This window comes from Listeria goaensis (genome assembly GCF_900186125.1).
Classification (GTDB): Bacteria; Bacillota; Bacilli; order Lactobacillales; family Listeriaceae; genus Listeria; species Listeria goaensis.
Genome location: NZ_FYBQ01000005.1, coordinates 55,654 through 80,117, shown reverse-complemented (window position 1 = coordinate 80,117; position 24,464 = coordinate 55,654). Strand labels below are relative to the sequence as shown.

The window sequence follows — 24,464 nt, the reverse complement described above, 5'->3', positions numbered from 1 at the left end:
CCCTTTTTATATCGATACCATTATTTTAACGAGAAAATAGAGGATTTATAACCAACGATAGACGGAAACTAAGTCAGTATTTAGTCTGATTTTATTCAATAATGATGCCGAGCAGGGTGGACAATTTTAAGGCTTGTTCCTCGTTCACTTTTAGTCCTTTTAGTGATTCAATCGAAGCAATTAGTTTTTCGAATGTGCAGCTTGTGAAGTCAAGCCCGCTTAGCGAAGTATTAGCAAAAAGGCAGTCCGTTAAAAGGCAATTTTGAAATGAAAATTGTTTGAATTCAGTGCTTTCGAATTCTGCGCCAGTCAATTGGCAATCTATAAATGTGGCATTTTTAAATTTTGAAAAACTAAACCCTGCTAAATCGAGCAAACAATTCTGGAAGGTCACATTGTGTAGCAAGCTGTCGGAAAAATCAACGCCAGTCAATTTGCAATCGCTAAATGTTACGCGATGAACAGTGCTTGAATAGAGGGTTACGTTTGATAAATTGCATTTTTCAAAAAGAACATCAGTCAGGTCAAATTTCGGATAATAACGACCTTCGAAAAAGACATTTTCAAATTTTGACTGATTAATGACAAGACTTTCTGTTTCTGGAAGTGGGAAAGCGCCTGTAAAAAGGATGTGCTGCATATAAGAATCGGTTAAGTCTGCTTCAAACGCATTTGTTAAATGATGAGGAATTTTCGGTGCTACTATTTTAGACATATATAGGCTCCTTTATAAAATTTGAGCCGCCTCGTAAACGGAGACGGCTTTCATGATTATTTCGCTTTTGTTTTACCTGACCATTTACGGAAACCGCTTTTTAGCTGGTAAATATTCCGGTAGCCGCGCTTATAAAGCATGATGCCTGCACGATTACTACGCTGTGCGGACTGACAATATAAGTAAATGGGCTGATCTTTGCGGAACTCAGAAATACGCTGTTTAAGTTGCGTCACAGGAATGTTTCGTGCTCCTAAAATGTGACCGCCGTCAAACTCATTAGGCTCGCGCACATCAATAAGCTGTGCTTTGCGATACCCCTCCTTAAACTCTTCTTCTGATAAAACGGTGATTGCTTTTCTGCGCATAATTAGCTGATATACTTCATAACCAAGTAAAATCAGTAAAATGGCAATGGCTAAAATCCAACTGAAATCCAATTCTGTAAACTCCTTTCCAATACAACATCAATTCTATTATAACTTATTTTTTCCCACCATCAATGACTTTGAACGAAGATTTTTTCTTTTTTGAAATGCGATTTTCTTCGTTTCGGCGAAGTTGCTTGGATTGCTTCACCGCTTTTTTGTATCCTGACGCTTTTGGAGTTGCAATAAAATGAAATAAAACAAAGAGTAAAAGAGCGGAAATCGCCCCAATGATAATGAGTGTGACAAGTGAAATCGCGCCACCTGTAAAGATGCCAATCAGGCACAGTACAACAATTAGAGTCAAAATAATTTTGGATGATTTTTTCATATTCATCTACTCCAGTAACTCTAAATTTTGAGGCAATTCATCTTCTGGAACACCTTCTTTTTCAACGCGCAAAAGTTCATTAAAAGAAGCGATAGCAACTTCAACTTGTGAATCGTCAGGCTCTTTTGTTGTGATAAGTTGAAGCCAGAGTCCTGGATAGCCTAGGAAGCGAAGAACGGGAATGTTCCGACACTTGTTTGTTAGTTGCAGCACTTCAAATGCAACGCCTAGCACAACCGGAATGAGCAAGATACGATCCACAACACGGAGCCACAGCGGGTCAGTTGGCACTAAGAAGTAAATGAACATCCCGACAATTACGGTGAATAAAATGAAGCTGCTCCCACAACGATAATGAAGCCGCGACTGCTTTTGAACATTTTCTACCGTAAGAGGGAGGTTGTTTTCATAGCAGTTGATCACCTTATGCTCGGAACCGTGATATTGGAAAACCCGCTTGATAATGGGGGTTTGTGAAATGGCAAAAATGTAAGTTAGCAACAATAAAAGTTTAAAAAAGCTTTCTAAAATGACTTGTCCAACATCACCTGGAACAAGAAAACGGAAAAACTGTGCGAGAAACACTGGAATCAGCGTCATCACGAATTTCGCGAAAACAAATGAAAGGACGCCAATAACCGCAACGCCGAGCCAGAGGGCAACTTTCGATTCTTTTTTCTCAATTTTTTCTTCCACTTCAGGTTGATTTGGATCTTCATCATAGCGATCAGTTGCAAACGTTAAATGTTTGGAACCAATGGCACTAGATTCGACGAGTGCCACAATACCTCTTAAAAAAGGAATGCGCTTTAAAGTCGTAACCCATTGAGGGCTATTTTTTTCTAAATAAAAGTACTCCATCGTACCGTCTAGTCTGCGAATGGCTGTAACGGTTTGCTTTTTGCCGCCAAACATGACGCCTTCAACGACTGCTTGACCACCATAAGCAGGTTTTTGTCTATCTTCCAACAAGTTCACCAGCCTTTATGATTTCTAAAAACTAATTATAACACAGGAAGCACAGGTTGTTGCTGACTTTTTCTTGAATGTTTTAATTTTATAAAAAAAGGCTATAAAAAGAGTAGTCCAATGCGTTTTGGGCTGTTCTACCTCACTTCACTAAAAAATGGTATACCGCAAAAACTCATCCAGCTCTCGGATGAGTTTTTGTGCGCGACTTATGGTAAAATAAAAAACGAAACTTACATATAGGGAGGAAGTTAAAAATGAATCGATTATCAAGGATACAGCAAGCACTTGTCAATGAAAAAATGGAAGCCGTTCTTGTGACGAGCGAATATAATAGACGTTACGTTTCTAGCTTTACTGGTACGAGTGGTGTGGCGCTAATTTTGCCCCAAAAAGCTTATTTTGTGACGGACTTCCGTTATACGGAACAAGCCGCTAAACAAGCTGTAGGTTATGAAATTGTGAAGCACCAAGGACCAATCTTTGAAACTGTCGAAGAATTACTCCAAAAAAATGGTGTAAAAACATTGGCTTTTGAAGAAGCTTATGTTACTGTTGCTGAATTTAAAGGAATGGAACAAATATTTTCTGCAGTACTTTCTCCAGTTCAAGGATTTTTTGAAAAGATGCGCCAAGTGAAAACAGAAGCCGAATTAAAAGAAATTCGAACTGCATGCGAAATTGCAGATGCCGCGTTTGAACATATCATTCGCTTTATGAAAGTTGGCATGACAGAGCTTGAAGTATCCAATGAACTTGAATTCTTTATGCGCAGACAAGGCGCGACTTCATCTTCGTTCGATACCATTGTGGCAAGCGGTATTCGTTCGGCGCTTCCACACGGAGTGGCATCTGATAAAAAAATTGAAACAGGCGACTTTGTAACAATGGATTACGGTTGCTATTACAATGGATACTGTTCCGATATGACGCGAACAGTTTCGATGGGCGAACCAAGCGAAAAATTAAAAGAGATTTACCAAATTACGCTAGATGCGCAACTTAAAGTTATTGAGGCATTAAAACCTGGTATGACTGGCATCGAGGCGGATAAAATTGCGCGTGATCACATTGCTTCTTTCGGCTATGGTGAGGATTTTGGACACTCTCTAGGTCATGGTATCGGACTTGAAATCCACGAAGGTCCAAACTTATCGATGAAGAGTCCGCAAAAATTAGTTGCCGGCAATGTAGTGACTGACGAACCAGGCATCTACCTACCTGGAATTGGCGGTGTACGTATCGAGGACGATATTTTAATTACAGAAACAGGGAATGAGGTTTTAATTCATTCGCCAAAAGAGCTCATTATTTTATAAAATTTCTTTGTAACTTTTAGCCATTTGTGGTTAAATAAGTAAGAACTAAGAAAATGGGATTTACAGGAGGAAAAAAGATGATTTCAGTTAACGATTTTCGTACTGGTCTTACAATTGAAGTAGATAATGGGATTTGGCGCGTTTTGGATTTCCAACACGTGAAGCCAGGTAAAGGAGCCGCTTTTGTTCGCTCTAAACTACGCAATCTACGTACTGGCGCGATTCAAGAAAAAACATTCCGCGGCGGCGAAAAAGTAGCCAAAGCACAAATTGATAACCGTAAAATGCAATATCTATATGCAGATGGCACAAATCACGTGTTCATGGATAACGAATCTTATGAACAAATTGAATTGCCAGCAACGCAAATTGAATATGAGTTGAAATTCCTAAAAGAAAATATGGAAATCAACATCATCATGTATCAAGGTGAAACAATTGGTGTAGACTTGCCAAACACAGTTGAGTTAGAAGTAACTGCAACTGAACCCGGAATTAAAGGTGATACTTCATCTGGAGGCTCTAAACCAGCAACACTTGAAACAGGCTTAGTTGTTCAGGTGCCATTCTTCGTAAACGAAGGGGACACACTTGTGATTAATACAACAGAAGCTAGTTACGTATCACGTGCTTAGTAAAAGAAGTAGTACTTATCCACCGATAGGTACTATTTTTTTGTGAAAAAATTGAAATATGAGCGTGTGATTTATCCATTTAAAAAGAAATTATGGTACAATGAAATTAGTTTGTGAACTAGATATGTTAAGGAGTGTAGAAAAAAATGCTATCATTTGATGATATTAAACAGCTTATTGAGCTGATTGACGATTCCAATTTAAATGAATTTGAATTAGACCAAGAGGGAACAAAGCTTTCTATAAAGAAAAACAGTGGCGTAGTTTCCCATGCACTAAGTGAAGTAGGACAAGTCTTTCTGCCTGAAGCTGCACCAAAAGTAAATGTTGTAGAAAATTCGCCATCTCCAGTCGTGTCCGAAGCACCAGTGGAAACAAGCGATTTAGAAGTAATTACCTCTCCAATGGTAGGAACGTTTTATACATCTGGTAGCCCAGGCGAACCGCCATTTGTTGAAATTGGCTCTCAAGTGTCAAACAACACAATTGTTTGTGTCGTAGAAGCGATGAAATTATTCAATGAAATTACAGCTGACTTAAACGGTGAGATTGCTGAAATTTTAGTTTCTAATGGGGAACTTGTTGAATTTGGTCAACCTCTCTTTAAAGTTAGAAAAAAATAAGGAGTAATGCGAAATGATTAAAAAAGTATTGATTGCCAATCGTGGCGAAATTGCCGTTCGTATTATTCGTGCTGCAAAAGAGATGGGAATTGAAACGGTTGCGATTTATTCTGAAGCTGACCGCGATGCTTTACATAGTCAATTAGCTGATGAAGCTTACTGCGTTGGTCCAGCCGCAACAAAAGATAGTTATTTAAACATGTCAAATATTATTAGCGTCGCTGTTTTAACAAATTGTGATGCTATTCATCCCGGATACGGCTTTTTAGCAGAAAATGCCGATTTTGCGGATTTATGTGCTGATTGCAATATTACCTTTATCGGCCCAAGCGCGGAAGCTATTTCGCAAATGGGAACGAAGGATGTTGCACGCGAAACGATGCGGAAAGCCGGAGTTCCAGTTGTTCCCGGCTCACAAGGAATCGTTCAAGATGCCGAAGAAGGTAAGAAAATTGCTAAGAAAATTGGCTATCCAGTCATCATTAAAGCAACAGCTGGCGGCGGCGGAAAAGGAATTCGCGTTGCGGAGAGTGAAGAGAAATTAATTTCTGGTATCAAAACGACCCAAGCAGAAGCTGAAGCAGCATTCGGTGATCCGGGTGTTTATATTGAAAAATTCATCGAAGACTTTAGACATGTGGAAATTCAAATTATGGCGGATAATCATGGCAACGTTATTCACCTCGGGGAACGCGACTGTACCATTCAACGCCGCTTACAAAAGCTAATTGAAGAAAGTCCATCACCAGCCCTCGATGAAAAAACACGACAAAAAATGGGACGCGCTGCAGTTAAAGCGGCAAAAGCTGTTCATTATTCAGGCGCCGGCACAATTGAGTTCATTTACGAACCAAAAGAAAAAAGCTTTTATTTCATGGAAATGAATACGCGTATCCAAGTTGAACATCCTGTTACTGAACTTGTTACAGGGATTGACCTCGTGAAACAACAGTTTTTAGTAGCTTCTGGTGAAGAATTAACCATCAAGCAACAAGACGTGAAATTAAGCGGTTGGGCAATGGAATGCCGCATTAATGCTGAAAATCCAGAACGCAACTTTATGCCAGCGCCAGATGAAATTAAATTTTACTTGCCGCCAGGTGGAAACGGTGTTCGAATCGATTCGGCAGCCTATCCAAATTATAAAATTCCGCCGTTTTATGACTCAATGATTGCAAAATTAATCTGTTACGCCGATACACGCGAAGAAGTTATCGAAAAAATGAAACGCGCGCTTTCCGAATTTGCGATTGATGGAATTCCTTCCACCATTCCATTCCACATAAAAGTGCTTGAAACAGAGGCGTTTCGTTCAGGAGATTTCAATACGAAGTTTTTAGAAAAAAATGATGTAATGAAAAACACTGAGGAGGAGTAATTTATGGCCTATACAAAAGATTTACGTAAAGGACAGGACGAACCGCTTGGGAAGATTGAAATTGCGCCTGAGGTTATTGGTGTCATTGCTGGACTTGCAGCAAATGAAGTAGAGCAAGTGGCGGCCATGCAAGGCGGTTTTGCGACAGAAATGCGTGAACGTTTTGGCGGGGCAGTGAACTATCGTAAAGGTGTCAAAGTGGATTTACTAGAAGAAGGCATCACGGTTGAAATCTATTGCACAGTTTTATTCGGTGCAAGCATTCCGCTAGTCGCTGAAAGCATCCAAAATACGGTTCGCGATACAATTTTCAGCATGACAGGACTTCATGTTTTAGAAGTCAATGTGCACATTGTAGGCGTTCAATTTGAAAAAACCGAATCGCTTTCTTTTGATGACCTAACATTTTAAGAGACGTTTTTAAAGGAGTATTAAAATGAAAAGAAGAGAAGCACGCGAAAGAGCGCTTCAAGCTTTATTCCAAATGGAATTGAATGAAATGCCAGTCGAGCAGGCGATTCAAAATGTGATGGATGAGGAACAAGATGATTATGTTGAAACACTTGTAAATGGAGTGACAGAACATAAAAGCGAACTTGATCAAAAAATCGAAGCACATCTAGATAATTGGCAACTAAGCCGCTTAAATAAAGTTGACCTCTCCATTTTGCGAGTTAGCGCATTTGAAATGCTCTTTTTAGAAGATGTGCCAGATCGTGTAAGTTTAAATGAATCAATTGAAATCGCAAAGATTTATAGCGATGAAAAAGCAAGCAAATTTATCAATGGCGTACTCGCAAATATTGCACAAAACGATTAATGGTTTTACTGTAGATTTGGTGAAAAAAGTATTTTTCGCCAAGTCTATTTAATCATAAGTTTTCAAGGGGGCAATGAAGATGGCACAAGTTATTGATGGTAAAAAATTAGCAAAAGAGATTCAGGAACATGTAACGAAAGAAGTTAGCGCGCTAAAAAGCGAAGGCAAACAACCAGGGCTTGCAGTTGTGCTCGTAGGAAATAACCAAGCGTCACGTACATATGTAAGAAATAAACAAAAGCGCACAGAAGAAAGCGGCATGAAGTCAGTACTTATCGAACTTCCAGAAGATGTTTCAGAAGAAAAGCTGCTCCAAACCGTCAAAGATCTAAACGAAGACGAAACCATTCACGGGATTCTAGTGCAACTGCCACTTCCTAAACATATTTCGGAGGAAAAGGTCATTGACACGATTTCCGTACTGAAGGATGTAGACGGGTTCCATCCTCTTAACGTCGGCAACTTATTCGTTGGCAAAGATTCGCTTGTTCCGTGCACGCCAGCAGGGATTATTGAGCTCATCAAATCAACAGGTGAAACAATTGAAGGTAAGCGCGCGGTTGTCATTGGACGAAGTAACATCGTCGGAAAACCAGTTGCGCAACTTTTATTGCAAGAAAATGCAACCGTAACAATTGCGCATAGCCGAACAAAAAATTTAGCAGAAGTCGCAAGTGAAGCGGATATTTTAGTTGTCGCAACCGGCCTTGCTAAATTTGTGAAAAAAGACTATGTCAAAGCAGGCGCAATTGTCATCGATGTCGGCATGGACCGCGATGAAAACAACAAATTGTGCGGCGATGTCGATTATGACGATGTCTTCCAACAAGCAGGCTATATCACACCTGTTCCAGGCGGCGTTGGTCCAATGACGATTACAATGCTCCTTACGAACACGCTAAAAGCCGCAAAACGAATTTATAATAAGCAATAAAAATTGGACGTGATGATTTTGCAAGAAAAATATTTAACAGTTGAAGCACTTACAAAATACATTGAACGCAAATTTGAGGCAGACCCATATTTAAAACAAGTTTTTGTCAAAGGGGAAATTTCGAATTTAAAAACACCTGCGAGCGGCCACATTTATTTTACGTTAAAAGATGAAGCGGCCATGCTTCGTTCTGTCATGTTTGCAAAATCAGTTGCCAAATTGCCATTTCAACCAGAAGATGGCATGAACGTTCTCGTGACCGGTCGAGTGTCCGTCTTCAATAAGGCAGGACGCTATCAATTTTACGTGGACAGCATGGAACCAGACGGCGTCGGTGCGCTATACGTTCAATTTGAACAATTAAAAGCTAAATTAGACAAGGAAGGACTTTTTGATGCAGCGCATAAAAAAGTGCTTCCTTCTTTCCCTTCTAAAATTGCTGTCGTGACAAGTGCAACTGGGGCTGCGGTACGCGATATTTTGACGACGATTCACCGCAGAATGCCCAGTGTGGAAGTACTCGTTTTCCCAACACTTGTTCAAGGAGAAACGGCTGCTCGTAAAATAGCAGAAAATATTGCCCGTATTAATGCGCGCAACGACATTGATCTGATGATTATTGGACGAGGTGGTGGCTCACTCGAAGAGCTTTGGGCATTCAATGAAGAAATCGTAGTACGCTCGGTTTTCGATTCCGACGTGCCTATCATTTCAGCGGTCGGGCATGAAACGGACTTTTCGCTTGCTGATTTTGCGGCGGACGTTCGGGCGGCGACTCCAACTGCTGCTGCGGAACTCGCGGTGCCACACTATCAAGATTTAAATGAACGTTTACTTGAACGGAAGTATCGGCTAACAAATTTAATGCGGCAAACTTTAGAGCGTTCTGAAGTCAATTTGCGAGCGAAGCGGGAGCGACTTTTGCTACGTGGGCCAAGAAAATTGCTTGATGAGCAGACTGAACGTTTGGATTATTTTTCGGGGCGGATGCAAAATGCATTTTCGCGGGTTATTTGGCAACAAGAAACGCATCTGACACAATTTTCCAATCGGCTACAACTGGTTTCACCCGAACGCCTAGTGGCGGATGCAAAACGCGACACAAAGGAACTGGCGGGGCGATTACAAGTTGCTACGACTGATATCATCAAATTGAAGCGATATGAGTTTGAAAAGTATATTTCGGCGTTGGAACTTTTAAGTCCGCTTTCCCTCCTAAAAAGAGGTTACGGGGTGACATATAGAGCCGGAAAGGTCGTGAAAGAAGTGCGCGAACTTTCTGCGGGTGATGAAGTGAAGGTTGTTTTAAGCGATGGAGCCTTTCTGGCAAATGTGACGAGCAAAGAGGAGGAAAAATAAATGGTAACAAAAAAACAACAAAGTTTTGAAGAAGCGATGAAGGAACTAGAAGCAATTGTGGAAGCTTTAGAAAGTGGCGATGCATCTTTAGAGGAATCGCTTGATATGTATCAAAAAGGAATCGAGTTAACGAAACTTTGCCAAACGAAGTTACAAGCGGCTGAGGAGAAGATGGCTAAAGTGGTAACGGAAACGGACGAAGAGAAGCCGTTTGAAGTGGAGGGCGAATAACATTGTCAAGCATTGATGCTTTTATAGATACGTATAAAGCAAAACTTGAAGAACGCCTCTTTTCCGCAGTTGAAAACGAAGCGATTGAACCACTTTTAAAAGAAGCGATGCACTATTCGCTTCAAGCTGGTGGAAAGCGAATTCGTCCACTTTTGCTATTTGCGACAATCGATGCTTTATCAGGCGACAAAAACTTAGGTAGCCACGCGGCGAGCGCGATCGAAATGATTCATACATATAGCTTAATTCACGATGATTTACCTGCGATGGATGATGATGATTATCGCCGCGGCAAACTAACGAACCACAAGAAATTTAATGAAGGAACGGCTATTCTTGCAGGAGATGCTCTCCTAACGATGGCTTTTTCGGAAGTAGCAAACGATGAAACGATTGATGCTAATAAACGGATAAAAATTATTCAATGTTACGCCAAAAACGCTGGCGCTCTTGGTATGGTAGGCGGACAGCAAGCAGATTTAACGGGCGAGGGCAAACAACTCACGCTTGAGGAGCTAGAATCAGTCCATGTGCGGAAAACGGGAGCACTGCTCCATGCGGCTGTCTATGCGGGCAGCGTGCTAGGAAATGCGTCAGCTAGTCAGCAGGAACGCTTGAGCGCGTATGCTCAAAATATTGGAATCGCTTTTCAAATTTGCGATGACATTTTGGATGTGACAGGGGATAAAGCGAAATTAGGTAAGGAAACAGGTTCTGATGAGCGAAACCAAAAGAGCACCTATCCAAGTTTATTAACACTTGACGGTGCAAAGCAAGCGTTAGACGAGCATTATCATTTGGCAATTGCAGCACTTCAAGGTAGCGATTTAAAAACGGATTTCTTAATTGGTCTAGCTGATTTAATTGTGAAGCGAGATAATTGAATAGTTGTAAAAATTGTTTCACTATTTTGAGGTAAACATTTGCTTTTTTGATTCTTACGTGATATGCTTAAATAGCATTATTTTTGTGGGTAAGGATACGATTGTGAACAGCATTCCATCTCGTGCCATAAGCAAGAATAGTACAATATAATGTGCTCGGGAGCACGAGGAGGAATATTTAAAATGGAACAAGGTACAGTAAAATGGTTTAACGCAGAAAAAGGTTTTGGATTTATCGAACGTGAAGGTGGAGACGATGTATTCGTACATTTCAGCGCTATCCAATCTGATGGTTTTAAAAGCTTAGACGAAGGTCAAGCAGTTACTTTTGACGTAGAAGAAGGCGCTCGTGGACCACAAGCGGCTAACGTTAACAAAGCGTAATTACTATTTTAAAATCAAAAGCAAATCTCAATTTTGAGGTTTGCTTTTTTTGTTGTCTAAAAGTATTTTCACTTGAATTCACTTGGTGAAACAGATTGAAAATGATATAATGATTTCAAGTAATGGCAAATAAGCCCAAATAGAATGGGCACTTTTTATTAAATTATGAAGAAAGAGAGCTGTTTCTATTGGATCTTTTTAAAATTAAGGATCCTGCCTTCTTAAAAGATATGGCGATACCTGAAATGGAAGAGTTAGCCGCAGAGATTAGAAAGTTTTTGATTGAATCTACTTCGGTTACAGGTGGCCATATTGGACCTAATTTAGGTGTAGTTGAACTGACGATTGCACTTCATTATGCTTTCCAAAGCCCAGATGACAAATTTATTTGGGATGTTGGGCATCAGTCATATGTGCATAAAATTTTAACGGGTAGGGCAGATAAATTTGATACACTTAGGCAACAGGGCGGATTAGATGGTTTTCCAAAAAGAAAAGAATCTCCTCATGATGTTTTTGAAACGGGACATAGTTCTACTTCTCTTTCCGCAGCAGCAGGGATGGCAATTGCGCGAGATATAAAAAACGAACATTTTCATGTCGTGCCTATTATCGGTGACGGTGCTTTGACAGGCGGAATGGCGCTAGAGGCACTTAATCATATAGGCGATATGGGAAAAGAAGTGATTGTAATTTTAAATGATAATAATATGTCGATTGCACCAAACGTTGGTGCGATGCACAATATGCTCGGAAAGCTACGAACTTCGGGTAAATTTAAACGTGCAAAAAAAGATTTAGAGGCGGCAATGAAAAAAATTCCTACAGCGGGGGATAAAATCGCTGGTTTTGCAGAAAGAGTAAAAGATAGCGTAAAATATTTGCTCGTCCAAGGAACTTTCTTTGAAGAAATGGGTTACACATATTTAGGACCGGTGAACGGTCACGACTATCAAGATTTAATTACGAATCTTGAATTTGCTAAAAAGGTGAAGGGGCCAACGCTTATTCATGTTGTCACGACGAAGGGAAAAGGCTATGCTCCTGCTGAAACTGATAAGCGAGGAACATGGCACGGCACGGGACCGTACAAAGTTGAAACAGGTGCTTTTATTAAACCTGTAACAGATGCGCCGGCATGGAGTGAGGTCATTAGTGAAGGCATTTTGGAACTAGCGAGAAAAGATGAGCGAATTGTTGCGATTACACCAGCTATGCCAGTCGGCTCTAAGCTAGAAAAATTTGCTTTAGAATTTCCAGAACGCTTTTTCGACGTAGGGATTGCCGAACAACACGCCGTTACGCTTGCTGCTGGAATTGCTGCGGAAGGTTTAAAGCCGTTTTTAGCAATTTATTCCACTTTCTTACAGCGCGGCTACGACCAAGTTGTCCACGATGTTTGCAGACAAAACTTAAATGTGATAATTGGAATTGACCGAGCTGGCCTTGTGGGCGGGGACGGTGAGACGCATCAAGGTATTTTTGACATTAGTTTTTTACGCGGAATTCCAAATATCGTGATTGCGATGCCAAAAGATGAATTTGAAGCACGCCAACTGATTCAGACTGCTTATGAGTTTGAAGGTCCATTCGCACTTCGTTACCCAAGAGGCAACGGATTAGGCGTTGATTTGAGCGGAGCAGCAGAAGCTCTTCCCATTGGGGAATTTGAAACATTGATTGAACCAGTAGATGCTGCAATTTTGACATTTGGCACAACCATTTCTATCGCTTGTGAGGCGGCTCTCCACTTACGCAAACAAGGATTACGCGTCGGCGTTATTAATGCACGCTTCATCAAACCGCTTGACGAAGTTCTTTTACACCAACTTTTTGCGAAAAAAATGCCGATTTTAACGGTTGAGGAAGCCCTTTTAGCGGGTGGATTCGGCAGTGCGGTCTTGGAATTTGCAGAAGAACATGGGTATAGCGACAGCGTTATTAGTCGACTAGGCTTGCCAGATGAATTTATAAGCCACGGTTCAGTAGAAGTCATTTTAGAGGAATATGGCTTATCGGTTTCTGGCATTGAAATGAAAATAAAAGAAATGCTTGCGCGTTTCGGGAAGCAAAAGGCGAATTTATTATGAGTGTAAAAAAAGAACGCGCGGATGTTTTGCTAGTGGAACAAGGCCTTTTTGAAACGAGGGAAAAAGCAAAACGCGCCATTATGGCGGGAATTGTTTTCCGGACGGATACGAGAATCGACAAACCTGGCGAGAAAATTCCTGTGGATAGCGCACTACGCGTGAAAGGAAAAACTTTGCCGTATGTCAGTCGAGGCGGATTAAAACTTGAGAAAGCACTGCAAGTTTTTGATTTTGATGTGCGGGATAAATTGATGCTTGATATTGGCTCATCTACAGGAGGATTCACAGATTGTGCGCTTCAAAACGGGGCGAAACATTCATATGCGCTTGATGTAGGCTATAACCAGTTAGCTTGGAAGCTGCGCAATGATTCGCGGGTTACCGTGATGGAGCGAACTAATTTCCGGCATGTCACACCCGTAGATTTCGCGCTTGGCTTAGCAGATTTTGCGACCATTGATGTCTCATTTATTTCTTTAAAGCTTATATTGCCTGTTTTGCGTACGGTGCTTGTAACTGGCGGCGATGTGATGACACTGATTAAACCGCAATTTGAAGCAGGGAAAGAAAATGTTGGGAAAAAAGGTATTGTGCGCGATCCTAAAATTCATTTAGCGGTTTTAGAAGATATTTTAACGGAAGCCGCAAAGCTTGGTTTTAATGTGCTAGGCATTGATTTCTCACCGATTACAGGTGGCGAAGGGAATATTGAATTTATTGCGCATCTTAAATGGACGGGAAATGAATCAGGTGAAATTTTATTAGAGAGCCACGCGCTAGAAAAAATTGTTGCGCTTGCACATACACAATTAGACTAGAAAACCAGTTTTTTATGCTGGTTTTTTTATTTTATACGCATTTTACAAAAAATATAAACCCTCATGAATAAATAAAAATTTGTCAATTCAAAAAATATTTGCGTTAAATCCGTGACTTTATGCGATTTTTTCGTTAATATGGAGATATAAAAAATAACGCGAGGTGAAAAATAGTGAATAAAGGTCATCGACACATTATTATCCGTGAACTTGTAACTTCAAATGAGATTGATACGCAAGAAGAATTAGTAGAACTTTTGCAAAAGCGTGACGTGAAAGTTACGCAGGCAACCATTTCTCGTGACATTAAGGAACTTCATTTGGTGAAAGTGCCAACACAAAATGGAACATATAAGTATAGTTTGCCTGCTGATAACAAATTCAACCCACAGCAAAAATTAAAGCGTACGCTAGTTGACTGCTTTATTAGTATTGATACAGTTCAGTTTATATTGCTTTTAAAAGTAATGCCGGGAAACGGAAACGCAATCGGCGCCTTGCTCGATAATTTAAATTGGCCTGAGAAAGCCGGAACACTTTGTGGCGATGATACTTGTCTAATTATTTGTCGCTCGGAAGAAGACGCACAAAAAGTTTCAGAACGTTTAGTGGAAATGTTATAAAAAGGAGGACTTCGGCAGGTGTTACAAGAATTAACGATTAAAAATTTGGCTATCATTGAATCTCTTTCTCTGTCTTTTGAAGAAGGAATGACCGTTTTAACCGGTGAAACAGGTGCTGGGAAATCGATTATTATCGATGCTCTCGGTTTACTTGTAGGTGGCCGGGGATCAAGTCATTTCATTCGCCACGGCGAAGATAAGCTTTCTTTAGAAGGTTTATTTATCCTTGCAGAAGATAACATCGCTGCGCAAAAAACACTTGCGGAGAACGGTATCGATGCAACGGATAATATGGTTGTTTTAGAGCGAACCATGTTTAGAAGCGGGAAAAATGTTTGTCGCATAAACGGGAAGCTTGTGACAACAGTGCTTCTTCGAGATATTGGTTCCAAATTAATTGATATTCATAGTCAGCATGAGCACCAAGAGTTGATGCATGACGAGTTTCACCTTACACTTCTCGACCGGTACAGCGGCGAAACAAAACCGCTTCAAGAATATGAAGAAACTTTTACTTTGTATAAAAAGGCGCAAAAAGAATTTCGCGATTTCACAAAAAATGAACAAGAACTCGCTCAGCGTTTAGATATGCTTCAATTTCAAAATCAGGAAATTGAAGCTGCCCACTTGGAAGCTGGCGAAGAAGAAACCCTTCTTGCGGAAAAAAATATTCTGGCCAATTTCGAGAAATTAAATGAAAATTTGAATGGCGCGTATAGTGCGCTTCAAGCAGACTCTGGCGGACTTTCAGCTGTGAGTGAGGCGATGCATCAGATGGAAACGGCAAAAGGCGTGTCGCCCGATTTTGATAGCGTACACGAAACCATTGCATCAAGCTATTACCAATTGGAAGATGCGGCGATGCAAATTAGACAGGCGCTTGAGCAGATGGAATTCCAGCCAGAGCAATTGAACGAAATTGAAAATCGCTTGGCGGAAATGAACCAATTGAAACGGAAATACGGGAAAAAGGTGGAAGACATAATGGCTTACCATCTTGAAATCCAAGATGAAATTCAAAAACTCGCGAATAGCGAAGCACATGTTGGTGAACTTTCGGAAAACGTCGAACGGCTGGCAAAACAAGTCGCTGAAAAAGCCACGCGCCTAACTTCCCTAAGAAAAAAAGCCGCCACCCAATTGGAAGCGCAAATTAAGCAAGAACTCAGTCAACTGTATATGGAAAAAGCCATATTTGAGGTCCATTTTTCAACCAAAGAAGAGTATTCAGAAACGGGGCAAGATGAAGTGGTTTTTTATATGTCTACAAATCCCGGGGAGCCGGCAAAACCGATGACGAAAATTGCTTCAGGCGGTGAGCTATCGCGTATGATGTTGGCGCTGAAAACGATTTTTTCGAAGCATCAAGGGATTACGTCGATTATTTTTGATGAAGTGGATACGGGAGTAAGCGGGCGCGTGGCACAGGCTATTGCTGAAAAAATTTACGCGGTTTCGGTGGGATCACAAGTCCTTTGTATTACGCATTTACCGCAAGTTGCGGCAATGGCGGATCATCATTACTATATTACGAAAAATATTGAAAATGAACGAACGTCTACTAACGTGGAAATTCTTCACGGAGCTGAAAAAAGTTTGGAGATCAGTCGGATGATTGCGGGGACAGAAGTTACTGAGATAGCGAAACAACATGCGGAAGAAATGCTTTCCCAAGCAAGTAAGACGAAATCCGCACGATAAAAAAACAAAATTGCTTGCATACGAAAAGCTTTTTGTTTAAAATATAAGAGTAAGTTTTATTACCTACCTATAAAAACAACTACTAATTTTTAATGTAGCTATCTTTTTTTATGGGAAAGCCAAGAGTGATGCAATCATTTTAGGGACGGTAAAACTTGCTTTCATCCAAAAGTTAAGTTTTTGTTTTAGTCGTCATGGTGGTTTGGAAGTTTTCAAACGAGTTCGGACGAAGAGGTTGTTCTGCCATATCATCTTATTTGCAACAGATTACGTGATGAAAAAGTGCACCTGATTTAGGAGAAAAAATAGATGATGCGGAGTATGAGGAAATAGTAACGAAGAAAATAACTTTAAGCAGATTAGTGGAAAACTCTAAATTCACGTAAATTAAAACGCAGCTCCTCGTTATTAGAATGATGAAATTCTTAGCAAGGTCAAGTGCGCTTTGAGACTTTAGCGAGAAAGTCTCAAAGCATGAGCCGCCTATGAAAGACACTATTTAGAATTCCTTCTGTGAAGAGTGCAGATATTTTATGAGGCCTACTGAAAATGCGGATTAAGTTCATTTATGACAGCATTGTTGATTCGAAAGTCCTGATGGTAATTTTTTTGCAAGTGATTCAAAATTAAATGTAATATTGCCCTTTTTATTAACTGGCAGAATGGTCTGAATATGTTATAAAAATCGGAATAAAGCGTTTTCTTTGTTTTTGATGCAAAGAGTTTTTGGATTGTGAAGCGTGCATGTTACAATAGTGCTGAAATAACTGATAACACATAATAAATTTCACAAATTTAATTCAGTAGGCGATTAGCGCTAGAAGGGGGCAGAAATGAGCTTTACAGTACTTGCGATTAATCCAGGTTCAACATCAACAAAACTCGCAATTTTTGATGGACATACTTTACGTTTTGAAGAAGAAATAAGGCATTCACATGAAGAATTAAAGGGGTTTCGAACAATTCTTGAACAGCTTCAATTTCGTAAGGAAATCATCATTCGAACGTTGCGAAGCAAAGCATTTTCGCTTGAGGAACTTGATGCTATTGTGGGACGTGGAGGGCTTTTAAGGCCACTAAAAGGTGGCACGTATAAGGTAACGGAGAACATGATTCAGGATTTACGAATTGGTGTTTCAGGGCAGCATGCATCTAATTTAGGTGGTTTAATTGCGGCTGAATTAGGCGAGGGCTTTCAAATTCCGATTTATATTGTGGATCCGGTTGTGGTTGATGAATTAGAACCAGTAGCGCGTATTTCTGGTCATAAGGATTATGAAAAAATTAGTATCTTTCATGCGCTAAATCATAAGGCTACGGCGCGTAAGATAGCAAGTGAGCTAGGCCAGGCGTATGAAGCGAGTCGCTTTATTATTGCACATCTAGGCGGTGGTATTTCGGTTGCGGCGCATAAGGACGGGTTTGCTATTGATGTGAATAATGCGCTAGGCGGCGAAGGTCCATTTAGCCCTGAACGCGCTGGAACTATACCGCTTAACGCATTTCTAGACGCGTGTTTTGACCAAAATCATTCAAAAGAAGAATTGCAAAAGCAACTTATGGGTGAGGGCGGCGTTGCTTCGTATCTAGGTACGACGGACATGCGTGAAGTTGAAAAGATGATTGCAAATGGTGATGAATACGCAGCGCTCATTTTTGATGCGATGGCCCTTCAAGTGAGTAAGGAAATCGCGAGTCTTGCTGTGCATTTTACTGGTGAAGTGGATGCCATTATTTTAACTGGCGGGCTTGCAAGGAGCGCTTCTTTTACGAAGAAAATAACGGAGCTGACGTCTTGGATTGCCAAGGTTATTGTCTCACCAGGTGAAGACGAAATGAAGGCTTTAAATGAAGGCGCACAGCGAATTTTGTTAGGACAAGAGATTGCTTTAGAATACTAGGAGGAGGATTTTTAGATGGCGAAAGAGTATGATGTAGTCGTTTTGGGCGGCGGAACAGGTGGTTATGTTGCAGCGATTAGTGCGGCAAAAAATGGCTTATCTGTAGCGGTTGTTGAAAAAGATAAACTAGGCGGAACATGCTTACATCGAGGTTGTATTCCGAGTAAAGCACTACTGCGCTCTGCTGAAGTTTTTCAAACTGTAAAAAAAGCAGAAGAATTTGGTGTTACAGTTGAAGGTGGTGCATCGCTTAATTTCTTAAAGGCACAAGAACGCAAAGCGAAAATTGTGGAGCAATTAACAAATGGTATCCATCAACTGTTTAAACAAGGGAAAATCGACCTATACGAAGGAAAAGGAACGATTTTAGGTCCATCTATTTTCTCGCCTACAGCAGGAACGGTATCCGTCGAATTTCTTGACGGCTCTGAAAATGAAATGCTTATTTCAAAAAATCTTATTATCGCAACAGGCTCAAGACCACGCTCTTTAAAAGGACTCGAACTTGATGAAAAAGATGTATTCTCATCTGACGGGGCGCTCCAAATGGAAGCTTTGCCGAAGTCAATTTTAATCGTTGGTGGCGGTGTAATCGGTATGGAATGGGCTTCGATGCTGCACGATTTTGGCGTTGATGTTACGGTTCTCGAATATGCAGACCGAATCATCCCAACGGAAGATAAAGAAATCTCGAAAGAACTCATGAGGCTCTTTAAAAAGAAAAAAATTAAAATGGTTACGAGTGCAGAAGTTCAGGCGGATTCTTTAATCAAAAAAGGTGGCTCTGTCACGATTGATGCGCTTGTTAAGGGCGAAAAGCAAACATTTACAGCTGAAAAAATGCTTGTGTCTGTTGGTCGCGCGGCTAATGTTGAAAATATCGGTTTAGAAAATACAGATGTTGTTGTTGAAAAAGGTTTTATTCAAGTGAATGATGTTTATCAAACAAAGGAAAGCCATATGTTTGCAATTGGCGACTGTATCCCAACGCTTCAACTGGCACATGTTGCGATGCACGAGGGAACGATTGCGGCGAACTTCATTGCTGGCAAGCAGGTGGAAAAATTAAATTACGACTTGGTTCCACGTTGTATTTATACTTCACCAGAAATTGCGAGTGTCGGAATGAGCGAAGACATCGCAAAAGAACGTGGACATGCGGTGAAAAAAGGGAAATTCTTTTTCCGCGGCATTGGGAAAGCACTTGTTTTTGGGGAATCTGACGGATTTGTTAAGGTTTGCTCAGACAAAGAAACAGATGATCTCCTTGGTGTGTCGATGGTTGGACCGCATGTGACGGACATGATTAGTGAAGCAGCTCTTGCACAAGTGCTTGATGCGACAGCTTGGGAAATTGGGGCGACGATTCATCCGCATCCAACTTTATCAGAGGCTTTTGCAGAAGCAGCTCTTACTGTTGATGGGAATCAAATTCACGGGTAATAAATACCTTGATTGATAATTAGGAGGAAAGATAATGGCTTTAAAAGATACTGGATTATCTGATGAAAAATTACTGGAAATGTTTCGTACGACTTTATTAGCGCGTCGTTTAGATGAACGTATGTGGCTATTAAATCGCTCAGGGAAAATTCCATTTACAATTTCTGGGCAAGGGCAGGAAATCGCACAAATTGGTGCGGCTTATGCCTTTGATTTAGATGCAGACTATTGTTTGCCGTATTACCGAGATTTAGCAGTTGTTCTTGCATTTGGAATGACAGCGAAAGATATTATGCTTTCTGCGTTTGCCAAAGCAGAAGATCCGAATTCAGGTGGACGACAAATGCCCGCCCATTTCGGGCATAAAGCGCAGCGCATTGTCACCCAAAGTTCTCCTGTTACGACACAATTCCCACATGCGGCAGGGATTGCGTTAGCTGCTCGTATGGCTGGCGAAAATATTGTCGCTTATACATCAACAGGTGAAGGTTCTTCTAATCAAGGTGATTTCCATGAAGGAATTAACTTTGCTAGTGTGCACAAATTACCTGTGGTTTATGTCATTCATAATAATAAATACGCGATTAGTGTACCAGCAGAAAAACAATATGCGGCGAAACAGCTTTCTGACCGTGCCATTGGTTACGGCATGCCGGGTGAACGTGTGGATGGAAATAATATTACCGAAGTCTATACAGCATTCAAACGCGCTGTGGACCGCGCTCGTGCGGGTGAAGGCCCATCGTTAATTGAAACAGTTTCATACCGTTTTACGCCACACTCTTCTGATGATGATGATAGCGCGTACCGTTCGAAAGAAGAAGTGAATGATGCGAAAGCAAAAGATCCGCTGCTTATCTTCCAAAACGAGCTTTTAGAAGCAGGCGTTTTGACAGAAGAAATTTTGCAAAAACTTGAAAAAGAAATTGCAAAAGAAGTGAATGAGGCGACAGAATATGCGGAAAATGCACCATACGCGGAGCCGGAATCAGCACTTCTACATGTATACGAAGAGAATGCGGAGGAGGAGTAAAAATGCCAGTCATTTCATATATTGATGCCATTACGATGGCGCTTCGCGAAGAAATGGAACGCGATGATAAAGTATTTATTTTAGGAGAAGATGTCGGTAAAAAAGGCGGCGTTTTTAAAGCAACAGCAGGACTTTATGATAAATTTGGTGAAGAACGTGTTATCGACACGCCGCTCGCTGAATCAGCGATAGCAGGTGTTGGCATCGGGGCGGCTATGTATGGCTATCGTCCTGTAGCTGAAATGCAATTTGCGGACTTCATTATGCCAGCAGTCAATCAGATTATTTCCGAAGCCTCAAGAATTCGCTACCGTTCAAACAACGACTGGACTGTTCCGATGGTCATTCGCGCGCCTTTTGGTGGCGGCGTCCACGGAGCACTTTATCACTCGCAGTCCGTCGAAAAAGTATTCTTCGGCCAACCGGGGCTAAAAATCGTCGTTCCATCGAACCCCTACGACGCAAAAGGGTTGCTAAAAGCGGCGATTCGCGATAACGACCCAGTGCTTTTCTTTGAACATAAGAGAGCTTATCGTTTGCTTAAAGGGGAAGTTCCAGAGACGGACTACACGGTTCCAATTGGAAAAGCCAATGTTGTACGCGAAGGGGATGATATTACGATCATTACCTACGGGCTTGCCGTTGAATTCGCGCAACAGGCGGCAGAAAGGCTAGCTAGTGACGGGTATGAGGCGCATATTTTAGATTTGCGGACGATTTACCCGCTTGATGAGGAAGCCATTATTGAAGCGGCTAAAAAGACTGGGAAAGTCCTTTTAGTGACCGAAGACAATAAACAAGGTAGCATTATTGGAGAAGTGGCGGCAATTATTTCAGAACATTGTTTATTCGACTTGGATGCGCCAATTGCGCGCTTAGCTGGTCCAGATACGCCAGCAATGCCATTCTCACCAACAATGGAAAAATATTTCATGATCAATCCGGATAAGATTTTAGATAAAATGCGGGAACTTGCGGAATTTTAAAGAAGGAGTGAAGAAGTGTGGCTGTTATGGAAATTACAATGCCAAAACTTGGTGAAAGTGTCACGGAAGGAACGATTAGTTCTTGGCTTGTAGAACCGGGACAAAAAGTTGAAAAATATGATGCTTTGGCTGAAGTATTAACAGATAAGGTGACGGCAGAAATTCCATCTTCCTATAGTGGTGTCATTAAAGAAATTATCGCCAAGGAAGATGAAACGCTTGAAGTTGGTGCGATTATTTGTACGATTGAAACGGACGCAGACGGTGCTGAATCTGCGGAAGCTCCTAAAGAAGAACAAACGGCGCAAGTTGAACCTAAAGTGGAACAAAACGGCGGTAGTCTAAAAGAAGCGAAAGCAAGTGCCCCGTCTGGCGCGCGCTTTTCCCCAGCCGTGTTGCACTTGGCTTCAGAACATCAAATTGACTTGGCTGATCTTACAGGAACTGGTGCAGGTGGTCGGATTACGCGTAAAGATGTGCTTCGTTTTGTCGAAAATGGCGGTGTGAAAGCTGCTCCTGCTAAGCAAGCGACGCCTGAAAAAGCTGTTAAAGAAGCGCCGAAAGACTATCCGCGCGCGGCGAATGGCGACCGTGAAATCCCTGTAAATGGCGTGCGCAAAGCTATCGCTAAACATATGGTGGAAAGTAAACATGAAATTCCACATGCTTGGATGATGGTTGAAGCTGATGCGACGCGTTTAGTACGCTATCGTGACAGTATTAAAGAGTCATTTAGAAAAGAAGAAGGCTTTGGCATTACGTATTTTGCGTTCTTTATTAAAGCTGTGGCACGTGCACTTAAAGAGTTCCCAGCGCTTAATAGTACGTGGGCTGGTGACAAAATTATTGAGCATAAAGATGTCAATATTTCGATCGCTATTGCAGCGAACGACTTACTTTACGTGCCAGTTATTAAAAATGCCGATGAGAAATCAATTAAAGGTATTGCGCGTGAAATTAGTGAGCTTGCTGCCAAAGCGCGTGCGAATAAGCTAACAAATGACGATATGTCAGGTGGAACATTCACAGTAAACAGTACGGGTTCATTTGGCTCCGTTCAGTCCATGGGAATCATTAATCATCCGCAAGCAGCCATTTTACAAGTGGAAGCGATTGTGAAACGTCCGGTTATTGTGGACGATATGATTGCTGTTCGTGATATGGTAAATCTATGTTTATCCATTGATCATCGTATCTTAGATGGCCTGTTAGCAGGACGTTTCTTGCAGTCCATTAAAAAGTCTGTGGAAGAGATGACGCAAGATAACACACCGCTTTATTAACGTTTTATTTTGTGAATATAGGGGTATGGTACTGTACATCTAGATCCATACCCCTAAACTCCCTAGATGTTTTTGGGTAGTACTCTTTGCAGTGCTGCTCTTTTTTTGCATAAAAAAAGCCGGAGAACCTCCGACTTTTTGGCGATTGTGATTATTTTTAAAGAAACATCAATACTCCAGCCATGACACTTGAAAGAACGATGGCGATAAGCATTAAGATGACCACAAAACGGACAAATTTTTTGTTGGACATGCAGCATAAGCTCCTCTCGAAACATTGTTACCTTATTTTACCAAGATAGTAGTAACTGTTCAAGAAGAATTATGTTATTCTATATAAAAACAAAGGAAAGAAGGAGAGAATGATGGCCGCATCCGATTTTTTTGAAGAGCTCGTAAAAATTTATTCCCCGTCTTACAACGAAGCGGAAATACTGGACTACATCGAGTCAGAACTCAAAAAGCGGAATGTGCAAATACTTGTTAAATCAGACGACGGGATTATGGCGCGCTTAGACAAAACGGATGAACACTTTCCTGCGCTGTTCTTTAATGCTCACGTGGATACAGCAACGAACGGGGAGGCTCCGAAGCTGGAAAAGCGGAATGGAGTTTACACGAGTGAGAATGGTTTTTTAGGGGCGGACGATAAGGCTGGCGTCGCAGTTATGCTCGAGCTGATTGACACGCTACAAACGAATTCAGAAGCGAAGCACGGAACACTTGAGTTCATTTTTTCAGCAAAAGAAGAGGTAGGGATGCTCGGGGCTAAAATGCTCGATTTAAGTGTGCTGACGTCACGCTTCGGATATTCGCTGGACGCACCGGGAGAAGTGGGGAGCTTTCAAATCGCCTGCGAGTCACATGTCGTGCTCGATTTTACGATTATCCAAAATTTCAAAAAATCACAAATATCCGCGATTAATGTTGCTAGAACTATCATCCATAAGTTGAAACAAGTCAATTTGCCGCCAGCTGTAAAACATGCGGTGAAGCAATTTGAAGGCGCAATTAATGAAAATGCTGATGAAACTGTTTTCATGAAATTGGAACTATCTGGTTACATGCCGCTTGAAGAATTGATGCCGTATATGGAAGAAGTGAAGCAACTATTTTTTGAGGCGGGTATCAAATACGACGTTGAAATTGAAGGGGAGTCGCATGTGACACATCCCGGTTTCCGTTTAGAAGAGCGCCATCATAGCGTGGCATTACTAAAGCGGGCGTTAAACCGCTTAAAATGGCCAGTCGAATCCGTTTGTTTTGCGGGCGGATCAGACGCGAGTGTGTTTAACGAGCGCGGGCTTGTTACCGTACTCCTTTCTGCTGGGTATCAAAATCCGCATTCAAAGGAAGAACAAATTTCTGAAAATACGCTTGAACGGTTAACAGAACTGGTGTTAGCCCTTGCTTTATCCGGAGAAAATCTTGGGGAAACGATTTCTTTTTCAAAAAATTTGTAAAATGTTGTGAATGGCTAGAAACATTCATTTGCCGTGATTCTCAATATTTGGTATAGTAGAGTGGTTGAAAGAAAATGTAAGACAGGGGACTTCTGCCTTAAAAATACGAGGAA

Annotated in this window: 26 protein-coding genes; 21 read left to right on the top strand and 5 right to left on the bottom strand. The window is 41.2% G+C overall.

The window, feature by feature from the left end:
• Window positions 1–91: 91 nt before the first annotated feature.
• The 4 genes from CFT42_RS07720 to CFT42_RS07705 are packed head-to-tail and all read right to left on the bottom strand — an operon-like array spanning window position 92 to window position 2,389.
• Window positions 92–715: a pentapeptide repeat-containing protein gene (locus CFT42_RS07720; protein ID WP_088815851.1), complete on the bottom strand. Its 624-nt coding sequence runs from the start codon at window positions 713–715 to the stop codon at window positions 92–94.
• 56 nt (window positions 716–771) lie between these two features.
• Window positions 772–1,155, bottom strand: a complete 384-nt coding sequence (locus CFT42_RS07715) for a rhodanese-like domain-containing protein (RefSeq protein WP_088809942.1) — start codon at window positions 1,153–1,155, stop codon at window positions 772–774.
• A gap of 43 nt (window positions 1,156–1,198) precedes the next feature.
• Window positions 1,199–1,474 (bottom strand): hypothetical protein, encoded by a 276-nt coding sequence (locus tag CFT42_RS07710; RefSeq protein WP_088815849.1) that lies wholly within the window; start codon window positions 1,472–1,474, stop codon window positions 1,199–1,201.
• A gap of 6 nt (window positions 1,475–1,480) precedes the next feature.
• Complete coding sequence (locus CFT42_RS07705; RefSeq protein ID WP_088810045.1) at window positions 1,481–2,389, bottom strand: DUF1385 domain-containing protein; 909 nt, start codon at window positions 2,387–2,389, stop codon at window positions 1,481–1,483.
• A 311-nt stretch (window positions 2,390–2,700) separates the two neighbouring features.
• On the opposite strand from CFT42_RS07705, the gene CFT42_RS07700 reads away from it, so the two are divergent.
• From CFT42_RS07700 to CFT42_RS07605, 20 genes are all read left to right on the top strand, one after another.
• Window positions 2,701–3,762 (top strand): M24 family metallopeptidase, encoded by a 1,062-nt coding sequence (locus CFT42_RS07700; protein WP_088815847.1) that lies wholly within the window; start codon window positions 2,701–2,703, stop codon window positions 3,760–3,762.
• Window positions 3,763–3,839: 77 nt separating this feature from the next.
• On the top strand, window positions 3,840–4,397 hold the full coding sequence (efp, locus tag CFT42_RS07695) for an elongation factor P (RefSeq protein ID WP_088809945.1): 558 nt from the start codon (window positions 3,840–3,842) through the stop codon (window positions 4,395–4,397).
• 146 nt (window positions 4,398–4,543) lie between these two features.
• Complete coding sequence (accB, locus tag CFT42_RS07690) at window positions 4,544–5,020, top strand: acetyl-CoA carboxylase biotin carboxyl carrier protein (protein WP_088815846.1); 477 nt, start codon at window positions 4,544–4,546, stop codon at window positions 5,018–5,020.
• 13 nt (window positions 5,021–5,033) lie between these two features.
• The gene (gene accC, locus CFT42_RS07685; protein WP_088815844.1) at window positions 5,034–6,398 is read left to right on the top strand and encodes an acetyl-CoA carboxylase biotin carboxylase subunit; all 1,365 of its coding nucleotides are present in this window, start codon (window positions 5,034–5,036) and stop codon (window positions 6,396–6,398) included.
• Between the two features lie 3 nt (window positions 6,399–6,401).
• Window positions 6,402–6,809 (top strand): Asp23/Gls24 family envelope stress response protein, encoded by a 408-nt coding sequence (locus tag CFT42_RS07680; protein ID WP_007543544.1) that lies wholly within the window; start codon window positions 6,402–6,404, stop codon window positions 6,807–6,809.
• A 25-nt stretch (window positions 6,810–6,834) separates the two neighbouring features.
• Window positions 6,835–7,218, top strand: a complete 384-nt coding sequence (nusB, locus tag CFT42_RS07675) for a transcription antitermination factor NusB (RefSeq protein ID WP_088809951.1) — start codon at window positions 6,835–6,837, stop codon at window positions 7,216–7,218.
• 79 nt (window positions 7,219–7,297) lie between these two features.
• Window positions 7,298–8,152: a bifunctional methylenetetrahydrofolate dehydrogenase/methenyltetrahydrofolate cyclohydrolase FolD gene (gene folD, locus CFT42_RS07670; protein WP_088809952.1), complete on the top strand. Its 855-nt coding sequence runs from the start codon at window positions 7,298–7,300 to the stop codon at window positions 8,150–8,152.
• 15 nt (window positions 8,153–8,167) lie between these two features.
• Window positions 8,168–9,511 (top strand): exodeoxyribonuclease VII large subunit, encoded by a 1,344-nt coding sequence (xseA, locus tag CFT42_RS07665; protein ID WP_244169948.1) that lies wholly within the window; start codon window positions 8,168–8,170, stop codon window positions 9,509–9,511.
• A complete protein-coding gene (gene xseB, locus CFT42_RS07660) occupies window positions 9,512–9,742 on the top strand; it encodes an exodeoxyribonuclease VII small subunit (RefSeq protein ID WP_088815840.1) in 231 nt (76 codons plus the stop codon). It begins immediately after the preceding gene.
• 2 nt (window positions 9,743–9,744) lie between these two features.
• A complete protein-coding gene (locus CFT42_RS07655) occupies window positions 9,745–10,626 on the top strand; it encodes a polyprenyl synthetase family protein (RefSeq protein WP_088815839.1) in 882 nt (293 codons plus the stop codon).
• Window positions 10,627–10,809: 183 nt separating this feature from the next.
• Window positions 10,810–11,010 (top strand): cold-shock protein, encoded by a 201-nt coding sequence (locus CFT42_RS07650; RefSeq protein ID WP_007474297.1) that lies wholly within the window; start codon window positions 10,810–10,812, stop codon window positions 11,008–11,010.
• Between the two features lie 188 nt (window positions 11,011–11,198).
• Entirely contained in the window at window positions 11,199–13,100 is a 1,902-nt protein-coding gene (dxs, locus tag CFT42_RS07645) for a 1-deoxy-D-xylulose-5-phosphate synthase (protein ID WP_088815838.1), read from the top strand.
• Window positions 13,097–13,918, top strand: coding sequence for a TlyA family RNA methyltransferase (locus CFT42_RS07640; RefSeq protein WP_088809961.1), 822 nt, complete (start codon window positions 13,097–13,099; stop codon window positions 13,916–13,918). The genes dxs and CFT42_RS07640 overlap by 4 nt, the downstream gene beginning before the upstream one ends.
• A gap of 173 nt (window positions 13,919–14,091) precedes the next feature.
• Window positions 14,092–14,541 (top strand): transcriptional regulator AhrC/ArgR, encoded by a 450-nt coding sequence (gene ahrC, locus CFT42_RS07635; RefSeq protein WP_088809963.1) that lies wholly within the window; start codon window positions 14,092–14,094, stop codon window positions 14,539–14,541.
• 18 nt (window positions 14,542–14,559) lie between these two features.
• The gene (gene recN, locus CFT42_RS07630; protein WP_088815837.1) at window positions 14,560–16,242 is read left to right on the top strand and encodes a DNA repair protein RecN; all 1,683 of its coding nucleotides are present in this window, start codon (window positions 14,560–14,562) and stop codon (window positions 16,240–16,242) included.
• Between the two features lie 833 nt (window positions 16,243–17,075).
• Window positions 17,076–18,143, top strand: a complete 1,068-nt coding sequence (gene buk / locus CFT42_RS07625) for a butyrate kinase (protein ID WP_088815835.1) — start codon at window positions 17,076–17,078, stop codon at window positions 18,141–18,143.
• 15 nt (window positions 18,144–18,158) lie between these two features.
• The gene (gene lpdA, locus CFT42_RS07620) at window positions 18,159–19,586 is read left to right on the top strand and encodes a dihydrolipoyl dehydrogenase (RefSeq protein ID WP_088809967.1); all 1,428 of its coding nucleotides are present in this window, start codon (window positions 18,159–18,161) and stop codon (window positions 19,584–19,586) included.
• A 34-nt stretch (window positions 19,587–19,620) separates the two neighbouring features.
• Window positions 19,621–20,619: a thiamine pyrophosphate-dependent dehydrogenase E1 component subunit alpha gene (locus tag CFT42_RS07615; RefSeq protein ID WP_088809969.1), complete on the top strand. Its 999-nt coding sequence runs from the start codon at window positions 19,621–19,623 to the stop codon at window positions 20,617–20,619.
• A gap of 2 nt (window positions 20,620–20,621) precedes the next feature.
• Window positions 20,622–21,605: an alpha-ketoacid dehydrogenase subunit beta gene (locus CFT42_RS07610; RefSeq protein ID WP_088809970.1), complete on the top strand. Its 984-nt coding sequence runs from the start codon at window positions 20,622–20,624 to the stop codon at window positions 21,603–21,605.
• A gap of 17 nt (window positions 21,606–21,622) precedes the next feature.
• On the top strand, window positions 21,623–22,888 hold the full coding sequence (locus CFT42_RS07605; protein WP_088815833.1) for a dihydrolipoamide acetyltransferase family protein: 1,266 nt from the start codon (window positions 21,623–21,625) through the stop codon (window positions 22,886–22,888).
• Between the two features lie 157 nt (window positions 22,889–23,045).
• Here the strand turns inward: CFT42_RS07605 and prli42 are convergent, their stop codons facing one another.
• Entirely contained in the window at window positions 23,046–23,141 is a 96-nt protein-coding gene (prli42, locus tag CFT42_RS07600) for a stressosome-associated protein Prli42 (RefSeq protein WP_088809974.1), read from the bottom strand.
• 109 nt (window positions 23,142–23,250) lie between these two features.
• Here prli42 and CFT42_RS07595 point away from each other — a divergent pair, with 109 nt between their 5' ends.
• The gene (locus CFT42_RS07595) at window positions 23,251–24,351 is read left to right on the top strand and encodes a M20/M25/M40 family metallo-hydrolase (RefSeq protein WP_244169941.1); all 1,101 of its coding nucleotides are present in this window, start codon (window positions 23,251–23,253) and stop codon (window positions 24,349–24,351) included.
• Window positions 24,352–24,464: the final 113 nt, after the last annotated feature.